This window comes from Steroidobacter flavus, assembly GCF_042651805.1.
In the GTDB taxonomy this organism is placed as follows: domain Bacteria; phylum Pseudomonadota; class Gammaproteobacteria; order Steroidobacterales; family Steroidobacteraceae; genus Steroidobacter; species Steroidobacter flavus.
Genome location: NZ_JBHSDU010000014.1, coordinates 554,769 through 569,700, shown reverse-complemented (window position 1 = coordinate 569,700; position 14,932 = coordinate 554,769). Strand labels below are relative to the sequence as shown.

19 protein-coding genes are annotated in these 14,932 nt (G+C 60.6%); 12 read left to right on the top strand and 7 right to left on the bottom strand.

The genetic code is table 11. The features are described from left to right. Window positions 1-35: 35 nt before the first annotated feature. Window positions 36-1,145 carry a bactofilin family protein gene (locus tag ACFPN2_RS25220; RefSeq protein WP_380601767.1) on the top strand — a complete coding sequence of 370 codons (1,110 nt, stop codon included), beginning with the start codon at window positions 36-38 and terminating at the stop codon, window positions 1,143-1,145. Window positions 1,146-1,365: 220 nt separating this feature from the next. Here the strand turns inward: ACFPN2_RS25220 and ACFPN2_RS25215 are convergent, their stop codons facing one another. Then, complete coding sequence (locus ACFPN2_RS25215) at window positions 1,366-1,806, bottom strand: hypothetical protein (protein ID WP_380601765.1); 441 nt, start codon at window positions 1,804-1,806, stop codon at window positions 1,366-1,368. Window positions 1,807-1,813: 7 nt separating this feature from the next. Further along, entirely contained in the window at window positions 1,814-2,338 is a 525-nt protein-coding gene (locus ACFPN2_RS25210; protein WP_380601763.1) for a hypothetical protein, read from the bottom strand. A 276-nt stretch (window positions 2,339-2,614) separates the two neighbouring features. On the opposite strand from ACFPN2_RS25210, the gene ACFPN2_RS25205 reads away from it, so the two are divergent. Continuing rightward, window positions 2,615-2,830 carry a CsbD family protein gene (locus ACFPN2_RS25205; protein WP_380601762.1) on the top strand — a complete coding sequence of 72 codons (216 nt, stop codon included), beginning with the start codon at window positions 2,615-2,617 and terminating at the stop codon, window positions 2,828-2,830. 38 nt (window positions 2,831-2,868) lie between these two features. Here the strand turns inward: ACFPN2_RS25205 and ACFPN2_RS25200 are convergent, their stop codons facing one another. Then, window positions 2,869-2,997 (bottom strand): hypothetical protein, encoded by a 129-nt coding sequence (locus ACFPN2_RS25200; protein WP_380601761.1) that lies wholly within the window; start codon window positions 2,995-2,997, stop codon window positions 2,869-2,871. A gap of 199 nt (window positions 2,998-3,196) precedes the next feature. Here ACFPN2_RS25200 and ACFPN2_RS25195 point away from each other — a divergent pair, with 199 nt between their 5' ends. Further along, entirely contained in the window at window positions 3,197-3,511 is a 315-nt protein-coding gene (locus ACFPN2_RS25195) for a hypothetical protein (RefSeq protein WP_380601760.1), read from the top strand. Window positions 3,512-3,529: 18 nt separating this feature from the next. On the opposite strand, the gene ACFPN2_RS25190 is transcribed toward ACFPN2_RS25195, so the two are convergent. From ACFPN2_RS25190 to ACFPN2_RS25180, 3 genes are all read right to left on the bottom strand, one after another. After that, window positions 3,530-4,276, bottom strand: coding sequence for an SDR family oxidoreductase (locus ACFPN2_RS25190; RefSeq protein WP_380601759.1), 747 nt, complete (start codon window positions 4,274-4,276; stop codon window positions 3,530-3,532). Window positions 4,277-4,391: 115 nt separating this feature from the next. After that, on the bottom strand, window positions 4,392-5,300 hold the full coding sequence (locus ACFPN2_RS25185; RefSeq protein ID WP_380601758.1) for a helix-turn-helix domain-containing protein: 909 nt from the start codon (window positions 5,298-5,300) through the stop codon (window positions 4,392-4,394). Beyond that, window positions 5,297-6,190, bottom strand: a complete 894-nt coding sequence (locus ACFPN2_RS25180; RefSeq protein WP_380601756.1) for a LysR family transcriptional regulator — start codon at window positions 6,188-6,190, stop codon at window positions 5,297-5,299. Before ACFPN2_RS25180 ends, ACFPN2_RS25185 begins: the two co-directional genes overlap by 4 nt. A gap of 90 nt (window positions 6,191-6,280) precedes the next feature. Between ACFPN2_RS25180 and ACFPN2_RS25175 the strand changes: the two genes are divergently transcribed. The 9 genes from ACFPN2_RS25175 to ACFPN2_RS25135 all read left to right on the top strand — a co-directional run bounded on the left by ACFPN2_RS25175 (window position 6,281) and on the right by ACFPN2_RS25135 (window position 14,514). Further along, entirely contained in the window at window positions 6,281-7,084 is an 804-nt protein-coding gene (locus ACFPN2_RS25175) for an NAD(P)-binding domain-containing protein (protein WP_380601754.1), read from the top strand. A 10-nt stretch (window positions 7,085-7,094) separates the two neighbouring features. Beyond that, window positions 7,095-7,862 (top strand): SDR family NAD(P)-dependent oxidoreductase, encoded by a 768-nt coding sequence (locus ACFPN2_RS25170; protein WP_380601752.1) that lies wholly within the window; start codon window positions 7,095-7,097, stop codon window positions 7,860-7,862. Window positions 7,863-8,023: 161 nt separating this feature from the next. Continuing rightward, window positions 8,024-8,425 carry a hypothetical protein gene (locus ACFPN2_RS25165; protein WP_380601750.1) on the top strand — a complete coding sequence of 134 codons (402 nt, stop codon included), beginning with the start codon at window positions 8,024-8,026 and terminating at the stop codon, window positions 8,423-8,425. A 4-nt stretch (window positions 8,426-8,429) separates the two neighbouring features. Beyond that, window positions 8,430-8,615, top strand: coding sequence for a hypothetical protein (locus tag ACFPN2_RS25160; protein WP_380601748.1), 186 nt, complete (start codon window positions 8,430-8,432; stop codon window positions 8,613-8,615). 35 nt (window positions 8,616-8,650) lie between these two features. Next, a complete protein-coding gene (locus ACFPN2_RS25155) occupies window positions 8,651-9,103 on the top strand; it encodes a hypothetical protein (RefSeq protein ID WP_380601746.1) in 453 nt (150 codons plus the stop codon). Between the two features lie 105 nt (window positions 9,104-9,208). Beyond that, the gene (locus tag ACFPN2_RS25150) at window positions 9,209-9,727 is read left to right on the top strand and encodes an RNA polymerase sigma factor (RefSeq protein WP_380601744.1); all 519 of its coding nucleotides are present in this window, start codon (window positions 9,209-9,211) and stop codon (window positions 9,725-9,727) included. A 9-nt stretch (window positions 9,728-9,736) separates the two neighbouring features. Next, entirely contained in the window at window positions 9,737-10,792 is a 1,056-nt protein-coding gene (locus ACFPN2_RS25145; protein WP_380601742.1) for a FecR family protein, read from the top strand. Window positions 10,793-10,908: 116 nt separating this feature from the next. Then, on the top strand, window positions 10,909-13,407 hold the full coding sequence (locus ACFPN2_RS25140) for a TonB-dependent receptor (protein ID WP_380601740.1): 2,499 nt from the start codon (window positions 10,909-10,911) through the stop codon (window positions 13,405-13,407). Beyond that, window positions 13,408-14,514 carry an alpha/beta fold hydrolase gene (locus tag ACFPN2_RS25135; protein WP_380601738.1) on the top strand — a complete coding sequence of 369 codons (1,107 nt, stop codon included), beginning with the start codon at window positions 13,408-13,410 and terminating at the stop codon, window positions 14,512-14,514. On the opposite strand, the gene ACFPN2_RS25130 is transcribed toward ACFPN2_RS25135, so the two are convergent. Continuing rightward, complete coding sequence (locus ACFPN2_RS25130; protein ID WP_380601736.1) at window positions 14,422-14,925, bottom strand: DUF1993 domain-containing protein; 504 nt, start codon at window positions 14,923-14,925, stop codon at window positions 14,422-14,424. The genes ACFPN2_RS25135 and ACFPN2_RS25130 overlap by 93 nt on opposite strands. Window positions 14,926-14,932 lie beyond the last annotated feature (7 nt).

Below are 14,932 nucleotides of genomic sequence, written 5' to 3'. Positions count from 1 at the left end.
CAGGCAGCGGGAGGCAATCACGATAAGGAGTTGTCATGGATACTCTTGGCAAGAGAGCGATTGCTACTGCGTGTGGATTGGCTTGCACTGTACTTTCGATACCCGCCAGCGCCACGGTCACTTATACCTCCCCCGGCAGCTTTGCCATCGCCTCGGTGGTGAACGACAACGTATTGATCAATCACACCCAGGCCATCGTCACGTTGCAGTCCAATGGTCGGGTGCAGGGTCTCGACACACTGAGCCCCGTCTATCGGGAAGCGGCAGTCCGGGTGCAGAGAGGGACGCTCGAGATGACCGGCAATACGCGCGTCATCGCCGGCCTGAATCAGAGCGGTATCGAAATGACGACTTCCGATCACTCGGATGTGCGCATTGGCGGGCGAGCCGCCGTTCACGGCAACATCAAAGCTGATTTTGCAGTGATCTGGACTGACGAGGCGACCGCCACGCAGCGCCTGTACTTGCAGGAAACGGGTGTGGTGAGCGGCGATGTGACCTTCGGCGGCTTCGTTCGACTACAGGATCAGGCCGTCGTCTCCGGCACCATTCGCGGCGCCATGAATGCCAATCTGCGCCTCGACATGGTCGGTGGCTTCGTGGGCGGCTCCGTCAGTCTCGGCGGGCTGGACAATCACATGGTCAACATGAGCGGCGGCACGATCGCTGGCTCGCTGGGGGGCGCACCGAGTTACGTCGAGATCAACATCAGCGGCGGCTACATCCGTCAGGGCCTTCGTTCCAGTGGCGCTTACGATGGTGTCATACGTGGCGGTTACATCGATGGCGGCGTGGCGATCACCAACTACGTGGCGGGCGGCTCGAATCTCACCGTTCGCGGCGGACGATTCGAGACCACGGCGAGTGACTGGCTGTTCGCGCTGACCGAGCAGTATTCAGACAACAGCCCCTCGACGCTGAAGGTCTGCGGCGGCCAGTTTGGTTATTACGAGCCGGGCACAGGTGTGCTCATCGACGGCAAGACCAACTTGCAGGTCTATGGCGCGGGCCTGACGTACAGCGGTGGCGTGCTGAGCGGGACGCTGCAGGATGGCAGCCCCATCAATGTCGCACTGACATTCGGCCCGAGCTGGACCGGTACGTTCACTATCACCCCGGTAGCAGTCGGAAAGCCGACCTGCTGACACCGAATGCGCACCGGCACGCCTTTCGCGGCCGGTGTCTTTCGCAACCGGCGGCAGACGCGACTACTTCATTCCAATCGAATCATTTGGAGCTCTTGCCCGTGCGTCTCTGATTCAAGCGCTCGACCATGGCTTCGACGTGCATGAATACGTCCTCATGCCGGCCAGCTCACCAATACGGAAGGGCTGCTCGACCGAGACTGCTTCGAATTTGATCATGCTAGTTGGCGCGGGCATCGAGTCCGTCTGGTTCCGAACAGAGGGAAAACACGAACGCACCGACGCGCGCGAAATCGATGAACTCGTCCACCATGTCTCGCAGCGGCTCTTCGGCGGAGCGCACCAGTGTCGCGTGTGCCCGGATCATTCCACTAAAGTAGGAAGAGTGCCTGGCGATGCCAAGCGCGCGTGCCCACTCAGTCGCATCGGCGGCTTCGATTTGTTTGCCATCCTGCATGCCGCCAGGCTGATAATTGTGTCGTATGGCGATCGACGGCGGCGTTCTTTGCCGCGCCGTCGTCACATACGTCGAGCCTCTGGGATGCCAGCCGAACGTCTGGCCCAGATCGCTCAGGAATTCCCACGTGGTGACGGAGCAAAGAAAGCGGCGCACCTCGTGCAGGGGCGCTCTTCGGAGTACAACGATCGCACTGTTCGACATCGAACTGTCACGCCGCTGCGATCGCGCCTTGGAATGATGAGAACTGTCTCGGCGCGTCTCTGATCTCTGCGGGAGGGCGGCCGCGAGGGTCGTGCGCAAGGCGGGTCACATGGGAATAGCCGTTCAACTCTCCGTTCTCAAGATATATCGGTTCAATGACAGTGACGGCCCAGAAGATCGATCCGTTTGGCCGCCGATGCCACCTGTGCTGGGTGGTCGAACCGTGCAGGCGTGCAGCGAGCAGGTCGCGATCCGGTCGAAGAAGCGCGACGTCATGAGGTAGATAAAACTGCAATACATGAGCACCGATGATTCTAAGATCAAAGGCCGTGGCGCCGGGCAACGAATCGTGCCAGGCACGGACCACACCGCAGTGATCGAGTATGGCGATTGCGCAGCCGTCGCTTCTGTCGACGCTCGTTGCGTGGATTTGTGCGCCCAGCTTGATCAGCAAGCGACTTCGCTGTCTGAGGTTCGGGCGCGTGGTTTCCTTCAACAAGCGCCTGAGTTGGCGAGATAGACCGTTCAACATGGGGACTCCGCTGCGATGTGTCGTGGGAGGGGGCTGTGCGCCGCCGGTTGTCATGCGGGCAGAATGACGCAGCAGAATCGCTCGATCGCGAGTGATGAGCGCGGGCAGTGTGCGCCTTGTCGAGGCATATAGATAGTAAAATCGTCTGGCGGCAGCCGGATTCAGGGTTGCTGCAGGTGGAGCCTCAGCGAATACAACGAGCCTATCGGCTGTTCAGCAATGGGGTGCGAATAAGAGTAGGCTGCGCGGCCCCTCAAGCACCTTGCGATGTGACTCATGAATTGGACCCTGGCTGAGAGCAACTGGGCACAGTTTCGCGGCACTGTGAAAGCGCGCTGGCTGAAGCTCGATGACGAACAGTTGCGCGCGATCGCGGGCAATCGAGCCGCACTGTCGAGCGCGATTCAAGATGTCTACGGTATCAATCGAATGGACGCTGAAAAGGAGATCCGGGCCTTCGAAGAACGCAACAAGAGCTACCGACCCAAGTAGCAGACGTTGAGACGGGTTATCGGCCAGTTCGTTTTATTTCAGGATTTTTCCGGCGATGGCGCGATGGCCTTGCGCGCTGCCTGCTGCCGTTGCTTTTCTTCGTTTCGTTTCTTTTGCTGATCTTCGCGACGCTTCTTCTGCTGCTTGAAGTTGGGTGTCTTGTTCAAAGGACTCTTCTGTCATGGAGGAACGTGAGCGGCAGCATAGCAGCATCCTGAGGTGAGCGCAGGATCGCGAGCGGCCTTTTGAATTTATTGCTCGCGGCCTCGCTGGGCCTATCTAATGGCGAGCGAAGCGCGCACACTGGAGGAAATGTTTGTGAGTCGTGCTAGTAAAAAATGCCGCCATGGGTAATGGGAGTCTGCAATGGTAACTTCTCGCCACGCGTTTGAGCTTGGCTCTGCTGTGTCAGGTAGCGTGGCCGATTTTCGTCTGCAAGTGCAGAGAGCTGAGCAAGAACGTGCGGCCGTGCGGGAAGGCGAGCTGGAAGCGCAGGTCTCACCTGTAAAAGATCCGCGCGAGCGCATCGAAATCTGGGAGCGCCTCCATGCATTGCGCCTGCCGCGGACGTCGAATCATCTGCTCCTCAAAGTAATTGCCAAGCAAACGCAACTCACCCTCGGTCAAGTCCACGAGGAGCAGATTCGCAGAGCCGCAGTCGGGGGCAACCTCAGTCGCTAGAAGTCACCCCTTACCGACTTACCAAGGCTGATCGGTCGGCAGCACGAACAACTCGGCGACGTTGACGCGGTCCGGCGCCTGTAAGGCGAACAGCACCGTATCGGCGATATCCGAAGCCTTGAGGAAGGACATCTGTCCCTTCAGACCTTCCATCTGCTCGCGATAGGCGGCGTCGGAAATGTGCTCGAAGAGCTCGGATTCCACCGCACCGGGCTGGATGCAGGTGACGCGGATGTTGTACTTCTTGCCGACTTCCATACGAAGGCCGTCGGAGAAGGCGGCCACGGCGAACTTCGTTGCGCAGTACACCGACAAGCCAGCGAAGACTTTGCGCCCGGCGATCGAGGAGGTGTTGAAGATGTGGCCGGACTTCTGTCGCTGCAGGTATGGCAAGGTAGCGGCAGTCGTGTTGAGGACCCCCTTGATGTTCACATCGATCATGCGATGCCATTCGTCGGTCTTGAGTGCCTCGACGTCGGAGATCGGCATCAGCCCGGCGTTGTTGTGCACGATATCGATTCTGCCATACGTATCTATCAGCTTCTTTACGCCCGCGGTTACGGACGCCTGATCCACGACATCCATCGCGATGGTAATGGCATCGCCGCCGGCGGCGCGGATGTCTGCCTCCAGTTGCTGAAGACGATCGGTGCGGCGCGCGGCCAACCCGACTTTGACGCCGTGAGCAGCGAGCTTGAGTGCCGTGGCGGCGCCGATGCCGCTGGATGCGCCGGTAATCAACGCGACTTTTCCGTTGAGGTTCATGGGATCACCTTTGATGCTTGGAACGACGTGCTACGTATCGAGCACGACGCTTAAGGTGCGTCATCGGAGCCCATGCTTCTGCCGCGGTTCTGCCCGCTCTGTCGCGATTTTGCGCTCAGCCTTGGTCGCGGTACTCGCGTGGCGAGACACCTACTTCGCGACGAAACAGCTGTGCGAAACGACTCGGGCTCGAGTAGCCGACCTCCAAGCCCACTTCGACGATGGATTTGTCCGTCTCGCGAAGTAGTCGCCGAGCCTGATCCATCCGCATGCGGATCTGGAAATGCGACGGCGAAAACCCGGTGCTGCGCTTGAAAGCACGGCTGAAATGGAATTCGCTCAGGCCAGCTTCGCGAGCCAGTCTCTCGAGATGAAACTCCTGATCCAAGTCCGCTTCCATCAGCGCAAGCACCCGTCGCAGCTTGAATGCGGGTAGCCCACTGCGTTGCCGTCGCGCTGGCTTGCCCGACGGATCGGCGTACTCGCGCAGAACGTGAACAGCAAGGCTTTGCGCGATGCCCTGAACGAACAAAGCGCTGGGCTGTCGAGGCGCTTGCAGCTCCGCACGCAGCGGCTCCAGTAGCGAGGACAGCACTCGGTCTCGCTGACCCGACACGTCGCGTAACGCGATATCGAATTCCTTTCCATAGAGCTCGGCAGCGGCGCGATTGAGCAGCGGCAGACCTAGATACAGATGCATGACCTCGAAGGGTGCGGTCTTGGCCGCTGTCCAGCGAAGCTCATAGGGCGTCGGTGTATTCGTCAGGAAGAAGTCACCGGCCGTGACGCGATTGGCTTGCCAGTCACCGTTGATCTCGCGCTCTTCCACCACCGCCGAGCCCGACAGCACCCAGACAATCAGCGGTTCCGGCACCGCCGGGATCAGCAGGACATCTTGTGTCTGACGGCGGCTGAAAATTTGCGCCAGCAGATCTTTCCAGGGTTTGCCGAGGCCGGCGGCCAGCAATGTTCCTGGGATGCGCTCGCCCATGGCTTCGGCGGAACTCAATGTCGAATTGCTCATCGGCCTTGAAACGCGCTCAGGCAAAGATCCACGAAGCTGCGCACTTTGGGATCCATGTAACGGCTCGATGCAAATACGGCGTGGACAGGTGCCGGGATCTCAGCCCAGCCGGGAAGCACGCAGGCCAACGCGCCATCCGCCACCAGCGGCTCAGCCATGAAACGAGGCAGCTGCGCGATCCCAAGTCCCGCCAGCGCTAGATTTTTCACGCCGATGATACTGTTGACGGCGGCGCGTGGAGACTCGGCGATTGTTTCCGTATCTGGACCGTTCACGAGCGTCCAACTCGGGCGGCCGCGCGACGTCTTCATGATGAGGTCGTGATGCTCGAGATCACTGACCGCGGATAGCGCCGGTCCGCGCCTGAGATAATCGGGGGCCGCATACAACCCATACATCACCTCGCCGAGTCTGCGCGCCGAGAGTCCTGAATCCTGTAACGTGCCGACCCGAACCGCGATATCGACTCCTTCATGAATGATGTCGACGAAGCGATTGGTGTATTCCGCCTCCACCGTGACCTTCGGTGCCAATCGCAGAAACTCCGCGATCCAGCCGTCGACGACCATCGTCCCGAATTCAGCGCCCGCAGTGATTTTGAGCAGTCCTCTGGGCTCCCCGGACTGGTGTGCCACCGCGGCCTCGGCCGCCTCAGCGGCGGTCAGGATGCTCACGGCGCGCTCGAAATAGTCGCGCCCGACCTCGGTCACACTGAGGCGGCGTGTCGATCGGGCGAGGAGCTGCGCGCTGAGCTTTTCTTCCATGCGTCGGATGATGCGGCTGACGCGTGCCTTATCGGTGCCGAGCCGTTCCGCTGCGGTCGTGAAGGAACCATCCGTCACAACCGCCACGAAAGTCCTCATCTCAGCAAGATCGATTGATGTGTTCATGGACAACAGTGTTTGGCGGCTTGCTCCATTTATCAACCCGCCAGCCCCCTCTACAGTGCCATCCACGCTCTCTTCAAGTGGATACGCAGCATGAAACAGACAATTGGTATCGTCGGCGCTGGCCTCGTAGGTAAAGCTGTCGCGCATCTGGCCGTCGCGGCGGGATATCAGGTCGTGATCAGCAATTCGCGCGGTCCTGAATCGCTCTTCGAGCTGATGAAGGAACTCGGCCCGCTGGCACGCGCTGGATCGGTCGAAGACGCCATTGCGGCCGGGGATATCGTCTCGCTCGCCATTCCCCTGGCGACGTTTGAGTCCCTGCCGGCCGACAAGTTCGCCGGCAAGGTGGTCCTCGATCAAACGAACTACTATCCCGGCCTCGGAGATTTTCGGCGGGCCGATCTCGATCGGGGCGAGCTCACCTCGAGCGAGCTCGTGCAGCGGCACCTGCGGGGCGCGAAGGTGGTGAAGGGCGTTCACAACCTGGGCTGGCATCATATGCAATACAACGCCCGGCCCCAGGGCGATGCCGAACGGACGACGCTGCCGATCGCTGGTGATGACGCGACCGCCAAGGAAACGGTGACGCGTTTCGTCCAGGCAGTGGGCTACGATGTGGTGGACGCGGGCTCGCTCGCAGAGAGCTGGCGCATCGAGCCCAACACGCCCATTTATTTCTGGCCCTACGTGCCCGCTATTCCGGCGGGGTTGACGGAGCGTGAGGCGAAGCGCCTCTATCTGCAGCCGGGCAAGCCTCTTTCGCCCGTCGCGGCACGCAAGCTGATCGACAGCACACAGCGTCCTTCACCCATCGGCGGAACGTTGCAGGGGCTGCCACCGATCCATGTCGCCCTGTTCCTCGAACTGGCCAGTGCGGACACCGTGCAGAGATAGGAAACAACCCATGTCGAAAACATTAGCTGACAAAACAGCGCTGGTGACGGGCGGATCGCGAGGCATTGGCCGAGCGATCGCCGAACGGCTCGCGGCCGAGGGTGCGACGGTCGCCATCACTTACAATCAGAGCCGAGCTGGCGCGGAGGAGACTGTCGCAGCCATTGAAAAGGCGGGCGGCAGCGCATTTGCGCTTCAGGCGGATCTGGTCGACGCAGCGGTTATTCCAGGATTGTTCGAACAGCTCGACCGTGAGTTCGCCGATCGGAAGGGCAGTCGAGCGCTCGATATTCTAGTCAACAATGCCGGCAACTCGGGATGGGGCGGTCTTGCAGATGCGACACCTGACAGCTGGAACACGATGTTCGCGGTCCACGCCCGCGCGCCGTTTTTCATCGTTCAAGCCGCGCTGAGTCGTCTTGCCGAGGGCGGACGTATCATCAACGTCTCATCGGGTGCCGGGATACGGCCACTACCGGTCGTTCCGATCTATTCCATGGCAAAGGCGGCCATCAATAACCTGACTCATGCGCTCGCGATGGAGCTCGGACCGCGCAGGATCACCGTGAATGCCGTAGCGCCGGGTTGGATCAGAACAGACATGAATGCCGCGGTCCGCGAGAACGCGGAGATGGTCAAGGCCATTGAAGCCGATACCGCGCTGGGACGTTTTGGCGAGCCTTCGGAGATTGCCGCCGTGGTGGCGTTCCTGGCTTCCGATGAAGGCCGTTGGATTACCGCCCAGGTGATCGAAGCGAGCGGCGGCTTCAAGCTCTGATCGTCGATGGCAGTGAGTTGTGCTGCTGGCGTAGTATCCACGCACTTCAGGTCGGACGCAGGCTGGCAAGCTAAAACAAGTCAGGCATGTTCAACCTATTTGCAGCCAGGAGCTCCAGCAACGTCCAGATCGCGAAGTCCGCGACGCATTTGCTTGCGCTCATGAAGCAGGCGATCAGCTCACGTCAGGCGGCGATCGATGCACAAGGCGACGCGCATCACGAGATCGACCTTCGCCTCGTGACGAGGATCGGGCAGGCCCTGACACCGCTCATCGGCCCCAGCGAAGGCAAGGGCGCTGTCTGGTTTCAAAGCATGGACTGGTATGGCGATGGGATCCGGCACCTGGAGTTTCAGCCGAACCGTTTTCCGGTGCATTCCATTCCGAAGCTTCAAGCGCTGCTTCAGGATGAGTACAGTCCCTTTGGCATTCTCTGCTGGACACCCTTTGAGCCGAACGTACGCGCCGAACAGGAGCAGGGGCTCGTCATCTTTTCCGATACCCTGGTGATGACAGCAAGGGTCGCGAGCCAGATGACGGAGCATCGGAAGTCACGGAGTTGAGGCGATGGCTGATGAGGCTGACAGCATCGTCAAGCTGCTGATCGCGGCGGGTGCGAAGGTGAATGTGTTCAATGAACGGCGTATCAGTCCTTTGCGCCAAGCCCTAGGAAAGCTGCCCATCCACATCGAGATCGTGCGCACGCTCCTGGCTGCGAGCGCGAGCATTCACGTGTACATTCGTGTACGGTAACCAGGTCAGATACGAGGAGTCGAGGGCACACACGGATGAGTTACACCTTGCAAGTGATTGTTGGCGCCAGCGACATGGTGGAGATATGTCGCAGTGAGGGCCTCGCGTATGTCGCGTTGACGGACCGGCTAGCGCTGGTCCCCTTGAACCTGGCTTTGAGGGAGCGCTTCGATATTCCGAATTTGCCGCTGACGGATGAGGACGAGGAGCCTGTGCTGCCCGAGTCGCTGGGCGCGCTCGGTAGAAAGTTGTCGAAGGATGGAACCGTCGCGTACTTAGAGGCGCAGTTCTTCGGCGGCGCTGGTTCGCAGGCCCACGTCTTGTTCCGCCAAGGGACAATGATCGGCGAGCCCGTCGTTGCAGGGGACGCGATCAATCAGGCGCTCAGGCAATTCGGCGTGCAGTCGAGCTCGGGTGCCGACGAGTTCGATGGGGTGGGGCTGGGGCGGCATCGACACACAGACCGCTGGTTGACCGATCGTAAATGACGCCGGCTCTCGGGCTCGCTCCGGCACAATATTTTTCGCTCGGGGGTATCGATTTGCCGCAAACTCGCTCTATCCCATTCGGGTAGGGGGCATTCGGGAGGCCGCTTGGCGGCGGATGACAGGCAGAGGCGGGTCGATGATCTGGTCGAGCGGCATGGGGGACGTCTGCAGCGATTCCTCCGAAGGCGCGTTCGTAATGCCGCCGACATTCCCGATGTCATTCAAGAGGTCTTTCTGCGCCTGTTGCGGGTCCCGAATCACGAAACCATCCGCGCTCCCGAAGCCTATATTTTAACGATTGCCCGCCACGTAGCTCAGCAGCACGCCCTGCAATCAGCCGGGAGCGCCGCGTCCGTCGAGCTCGAGACCGTGCTGTCGGAGCTGCGAGCGGTGCCTGAAACCGATCCGGCTCTCGCCGTCACTGCGGAGCAGTGCGTTGAGGAGCTGGATCGCGCGCTGCTGCAGCTCTCGCCCAAAGTGCAGGCGACCTTCCTGCTCTACCGGCGTGACGGCATGTCCATGGATGAGATCAGCGCGCGATTGGGAATCTCCCGTCCAATGGCCAAGAAGTACCTGGCTCGGGCGCTGGTTCACTTTCGGAAACGGCTTAAGGACATGGAGTAGGGTGGCTCTATGCACCGCGAGACACGCTCCACTCTGAACAACCAGATTTCCGAAGAGGCGGCTGAGTGGTTTGTCGACTTCCGCACCGGAGAGATCGACGCGTCGGGCCGTCGTGCATTCGATGACTGGGTACGCCGCTCCCCGGAACATCTTCGCGCCTATCTGGAATTCGCGACGATCTGGAATCAGACCGCCGCTATCGATGCCGCGCGGGCGCTCGACATCGACGCGCTCATCGCGCTCGCCCGTTCGGAAGGTAGCGTCGTTTCCTTCGAATCGGCAGAGCCTTCGCCGCGCCCTCGTGCGATGAGAAAATGGCGGACGGTCTCGCTTGCCGCGTCCTTACTGGTGGTTCTCGTCAGTGCGCTGACCTGGTTTCTGTTCTACCGAATGCCCGTCTATGCCACGCAGGTAGCAGAGGAGCGCTCGTTCAGGCTCCCCGACGGTTCGACGGTCGAGCTCAACGCTCGCTCGCGGCTGCGCGTGCGCTTCACGGATGCCGAGCGAACCGTGGATCTTTTGGAAGGCCAGGCGCTGTTCCACGTGGCCAAGAGTCCGCAGCGTCCGTTCGTTGTACACAGCGGTCAGACACGAGTTCGCGCGGTCGGAACAAAATTCGATGTTTATCGCAAGCCGCAGGGAACTGTCGTTACGGTAGTGGAAGGGCGCGTTGCCGTCTCTGTCGGCTCGGCGAGTCCCGAAGCACCATCTGCGTCCAGCGCGAGCGAGCCCGGCGCAAAGATGTTTCTTTCCGCGGGTGAGCAGGTCACTGTGACGGCACATGAGATTCCGCGGCTCGTGCAGGCGAACGTCGAGGCCGTCACGGCGTGGACCCAACGACAGCTCGTGCTGGACGCCATGCCGCTGATTCAGGTCGCGGAGGAGTTCAATCGCTACAGCACGCGCAAGCTCATCGTCGAGGATCTCGGCTCGCCTGCGCTTCGATTGAGCGGAGTGTTCGCCGCCGACCCGGATTTCCTGATTCGATATCTGCGAGATCGGCGGGATATCACCGTACAGGAAACGGAGACCGAGATTCATATCGTCCGGCGACCCGCGCACTAGGAATATTTGTGCCCAAGGGGGTATCGGCTTTCAAAAAATGCACTCTGGCTCGTATGAGTTCGTCGCCAAACCAGGCGACGGCCATAACAAGCCTCATCAGAGGCGGGGGAGTGCTCGTGCGTACCAGTGTTGCTGTCGGGGTCGTGTTTCTATCGCTGACCGGGCTCAGTCTTTCCGATAGTGTCAGAGCCGCCATCCGCAAGCCGACGAGTATTCCGGCGCAGGACCTCGGCCACGCGCTGACAGTGTTGGCGAAGGAGCGAGGCCTGCAGCTCGTCTATGTCGCTGATGAGGTCGACTCGATACACACCGCCGGCGCCTCCGGAAATCTCACCTCCGAGGAGGCACTGACTCAGCTCTTGAGCGGTACCGGCTTCACTCACCGAGTCTACGACGATAACGCCGTCGGCATCGTACCCATCGCCAGCGAGTCCGTCAGCAGCGCGCCAGCGTCTTTGCAAGACTCGAACGTCGATCAGCTGGAGGAAGTCATCGTCACCGCCACCAAGCGAAGCGAGCGCGCGATCGATATTCCGCAGTCGATCAGCGTCATCGGCAAGGATTTTCTGCAATCCCTGCATGTGACCGGGCTGACCGATGTGGCCTCCCAGGTACCCGGGTTGGTTGTTACAAACTACGGCTCTCCCGGCAGAACTTCGATCACTCTGCGCGGGCTCGCCTCGCAAGGTGCCGGCGCACTGGTGTCCACTGTCGTTGACGATGCAGCGGTGGGTTCCAGTGCCGGGTGGGCGGGGCAGGACTCCTTGCAGCTGGATCTGCTGCCCGACGATATACAACGCATCGAAGTACTGCGAGGGCCGCAAGGAACATTGTATGGCGCCAACTCCATGGGAGGCGTAGTGCGCTATATCACTGTGGACCCCGATGTGAATGCCAATGACCTTCGCCTCGGCGCCGAGGGATTTTCGTACGCCGGCGCCTCGAAGGCCGGCTATGCGGGACACATCGCTCTGAACCAGTCATTGGTGCCGGGCTCGCTGGCCGTCAGGGCGAGTGTCTACGATCGGCGCACTCCCGGAAACTTCGACAATCCGGTGCGCGGGACCCGCGATGAAAATCCTTATTCAAAGCGCGGTGGCCGGTTGGCCTTGCTGTGGCAGCCCGCCGATACATTGAAAGTGAAGCTGCAGGGGTTCTATTCCGAAATCGACTCAGACAATCGGAACTTCTCGCGCGCCGCCCTGACCGGAACGACGTCGCCCTACGGCGTCGGAGCGCCACTGGAGGGCTGGCTGACATTCGGCCATCGCCTGCCGGAACCCTTCAAGAACGAAGTCGTGTACACCGCCGCGACGGTCAATTGGGATGCCGGATTTGCCGACGTGACCTCCGCGACGAGTTATTCCCGTACGCTGTCGCAGGTCGATTCCGATTCGACGGTGTCTTATCTGGCTTTGTTGAACGTGTTCGATCCTGCCATCGGTGCTAACGGGGCCGCGCTTGGCGGCGCGACCTTCGTTGCGAAAAAGATTTCCGAGGAGCTGCGTCTGTCTTCCAAGGAGGGCGCCCCGCTGGATTGGCTCGCGGGCTTGTATGTGACCCACGAGAAGGCGCAAAACAACCAGTTCGTCTCGGCGCTCGATTCATCGCTGCAGCCGGTTGCCGGGCTGAGCCCGTTCGCGACCATCCACTTGCCGACGCAATATGACGATGTCGCTGTGTTCGGCAATGTGACCTATCACTTCACGCCGTCCTTGGACGTCACCGTGGGCGTTCGCGGGTCCAGGGTAAGACAGGACTTTCGCCTCGCGAAGGGCGGCCCGCTGTTCGGCGGCATCGAGACCGTCGAGCTGGCCGACTCGAGCGAAAATGTTTTCACGTACGCCGTCAGTCCACGCTACCGCATGGGAGCGGACGCAATTATCTATGCGCGTGCGGCCACGGGATATCGGCCCGGCTCCCCGCAAGCCACCTATCCTCAGTATCCGGAGATCCCTTCACAGACCGACTCCGACCGCACGGCGAACTACGAGATCGGCTTCAAGGGCGATTTCCTGGAGCGGCAGCTGACGCTCGATGCCGCCGCCTATCAGATCGACTGGACCCGCATTCAAGTCCCGTCAGCCACGCACGATGGCGCGCTCACTTATCAGGTCAATGCCGCCACTGCTGTCAGTCGGGGAGTGGAGGCATCGCTGGGCTACGCGCCCAACCGCCAGGTGCGCCTTGGATTGAGCGCCTCGCTGTCCAAAGCCCACTTCACGCAAGGCGATCCTAACGGCAATTTTACTGATGGGGCGGCATTGCCGCTGGCGCCGAAGTGGACCGGATCCGCGTTTGCGAATGTGACGATGAATCCGATCGGGCAGTGGCTGCCGTCCTTCTCCACGAATGTTCGCTACGTCGGATCCACGTTCAACTTTGCATCCAGCATGGCTTCGGCGGTGAAGTTTCCGGATTACGTGATTGCGGATGCGGCCGCGGAGATCGACAACGGGCAAACCCGGATTTCGCTCTATGTGCGTAACCTGGGCAACCGGTATGTCTACACAGGGGGCGGGGCGACCGTCGATGGCTTGACGGGCGCCATCTATGTTTTGGGGACGACGCTCGCGCAAAGAACGATCGGGCTCAGTGTCGACTGGCGCCTGTAAATGAAATGGCTCACACGGATCGGGCTCGGCCTGCTGGCTTTGCTCGTCATGGTCACGCTGTTCGGAGCAGGTTACGAGATGCTGGCGCGGCATCGGGCGGCGCGAGACTTCCCGCCCACGGGACGGCTCGTGGATATCGGCGGGCGCAGGATCCATCTGGACTGCCGTGGAACCGGCTCGCCGACCGTGGTGTTCCAGTCGGGCTTCGATCAGCTGGGATCGCTGAGCTGGATGAAAGTGCACGATGCCATCGCGGGGTTCACTCGTGCCTGCGCGTACGACCGCGCCGGGATCATGTGGAGTGACTCGACGACCACGCCTCACGACGGTAAGTCGATCGCACGGGATCTGCATTTGGCGTTGTCATCGGCCGGTGAGCAGGCTCCGTTGGTTTTGGTGGGGCATTCTTTTGGCGGCCCCTTGTCCATGGTCTATACCCACGATTATCCGGATCAGGTGGCCGCGCTGGTGCTGGTGGATCCGGGACATCCCGACCAGGAACAGCAGATCGCCACGCTGTCGCTGCCAAAAAAATCACAGGGCAAAGGTTTGCTCGATGTCATGGCGGCGCTGTCGTGGACCGGGCTTCTGCGAGTGGCTGGTTCATCGGATCCCTCGTTTCCACCCGAAGCGGTGCGAGCTTCGAGCGCTTATGTCAGCAAATCGTTCTCCGCAGCGCTGGCCGAGGATCACAGTGCGCCACAGACGATGGCGCAGGCAGGCGCCGTTCGTTCATTCGGCGATCGTCCGTTGATCGTGCTCGGTCGGGAGGAATTCATCAGCCCGGCAGCGCTTGCACCGCTCGGTGTTTCCAAGCAGGACGCTGAGCGGTTCAATGCGGGTTGGAAGCGCTTGAATGAGGATGAGGCCTCCTGGTCCACACGGGGTCAGTTGCGACTCGTGCCCAACTCCGGCCACTACATTCAGTTCGACCAGCCGGCCTCGGTGATAGGCGCGGTTCGCGAGGTCGTCGATGAGGTTCGCGCGGCCTCGCGTGTTACGGTCAACCCGCAATCACGGGCCAAGAAAGTCCTTCTTGCCAATTTCGACACCGTTGTGGCGGAGGATGCCGTATGCCGTCGTGACGTGAAAATGAATATTGGGTAGCAGGTGGTTCATGAGATAGGGGAGTCCCTGCATGCTCTTGGTGCTGCTGCGACTCTGCCATGAGATTGTCTTGTCTTCGCTCCCGTCGATCTGTGCTGGTTGCAGGGATTCCAAATACGTAATGGTATTGCGAATACGCAGCGCCAGATCTTGAAATGTCGCTTCTTTGTCTTCGTAGGCGGGAAACTCCACGCCTGCAAGACGACCCGCACCGCTTCTCGCTGTGTCTGTCGCGATCTGAACCTGTCGAACCAGCGGGAACATGTCCAGATAAAGACGACTGTTCAGTAAGACTGAGTCGTCAATCTTACGCGCTTGCGCGTGAGCGGCTGCCTTCTCGAGGATCGAAGCAAGATTGTTGAGCGAGCGGATGAACGCTGGCACTGAAGCTTGATACATGGAAATGGTCATGGGTGTC

Excerpts from the sequence above, each read along its gene's own strand:
- ACFPN2_RS25220 (WP_380601767.1), top strand. The coding sequence starts at position 36 with ATGGATACTCTTGGCAAGAGAGCGATTGCTACTGCGTGTGGATTGGCT.
- ACFPN2_RS25215 (WP_380601765.1), bottom strand. The coding sequence starts at position 1,806 with ATGTCGAACAGTGCGATCGTTGTACTCCGAAGAGCGCCCCTGCACGAG.
- ACFPN2_RS25210 (WP_380601763.1), bottom strand. The coding sequence starts at position 2,338 with ATGTTGAACGGTCTATCTCGCCAACTCAGGCGCTTGTTGAAGGAAACC.
- ACFPN2_RS25205 (WP_380601762.1), top strand. The coding sequence starts at position 2,615 with ATGAATTGGACCCTGGCTGAGAGCAACTGGGCACAGTTTCGCGGCACT.
- ACFPN2_RS25195 (WP_380601760.1), top strand. The coding sequence starts at position 3,197 with ATGGTAACTTCTCGCCACGCGTTTGAGCTTGGCTCTGCTGTGTCAGGT.
- ACFPN2_RS25190 (WP_380601759.1), bottom strand. The coding sequence starts at position 4,276 with ATGAACCTCAACGGAAAAGTCGCGTTGATTACCGGCGCATCCAGCGGC.
- ACFPN2_RS25185 (WP_380601758.1), bottom strand. The coding sequence starts at position 5,300 with ATGAGCAATTCGACATTGAGTTCCGCCGAAGCCATGGGCGAGCGCATC.
- ACFPN2_RS25180 (WP_380601756.1), bottom strand. The coding sequence starts at position 6,190 with ATGAACACATCAATCGATCTTGCTGAGATGAGGACTTTCGTGGCGGTT.
- ACFPN2_RS25175 (WP_380601754.1), top strand. The coding sequence starts at position 6,281 with ATGAAACAGACAATTGGTATCGTCGGCGCTGGCCTCGTAGGTAAAGCT.
- ACFPN2_RS25170 (WP_380601752.1), top strand. The coding sequence starts at position 7,095 with ATGTCGAAAACATTAGCTGACAAAACAGCGCTGGTGACGGGCGGATCG.
- ACFPN2_RS25165 (WP_380601750.1), top strand. The coding sequence starts at position 8,024 with ATGAAGCAGGCGATCAGCTCACGTCAGGCGGCGATCGATGCACAAGGC.
- ACFPN2_RS25160 (WP_380601748.1), top strand. The coding sequence starts at position 8,430 with ATGGCTGATGAGGCTGACAGCATCGTCAAGCTGCTGATCGCGGCGGGT.
- ACFPN2_RS25155 (WP_380601746.1), top strand. The coding sequence starts at position 8,651 with ATGAGTTACACCTTGCAAGTGATTGTTGGCGCCAGCGACATGGTGGAG.
- ACFPN2_RS25145 (WP_380601742.1), top strand. The coding sequence starts at position 9,737 with ATGCACCGCGAGACACGCTCCACTCTGAACAACCAGATTTCCGAAGAG.
- ACFPN2_RS25135 (WP_380601738.1), top strand. The coding sequence starts at position 13,408 with ATGAAATGGCTCACACGGATCGGGCTCGGCCTGCTGGCTTTGCTCGTC.
- ACFPN2_RS25130 (WP_380601736.1), bottom strand. The coding sequence starts at position 14,925 with ATGACCATTTCCATGTATCAAGCTTCAGTGCCAGCGTTCATCCGCTCG.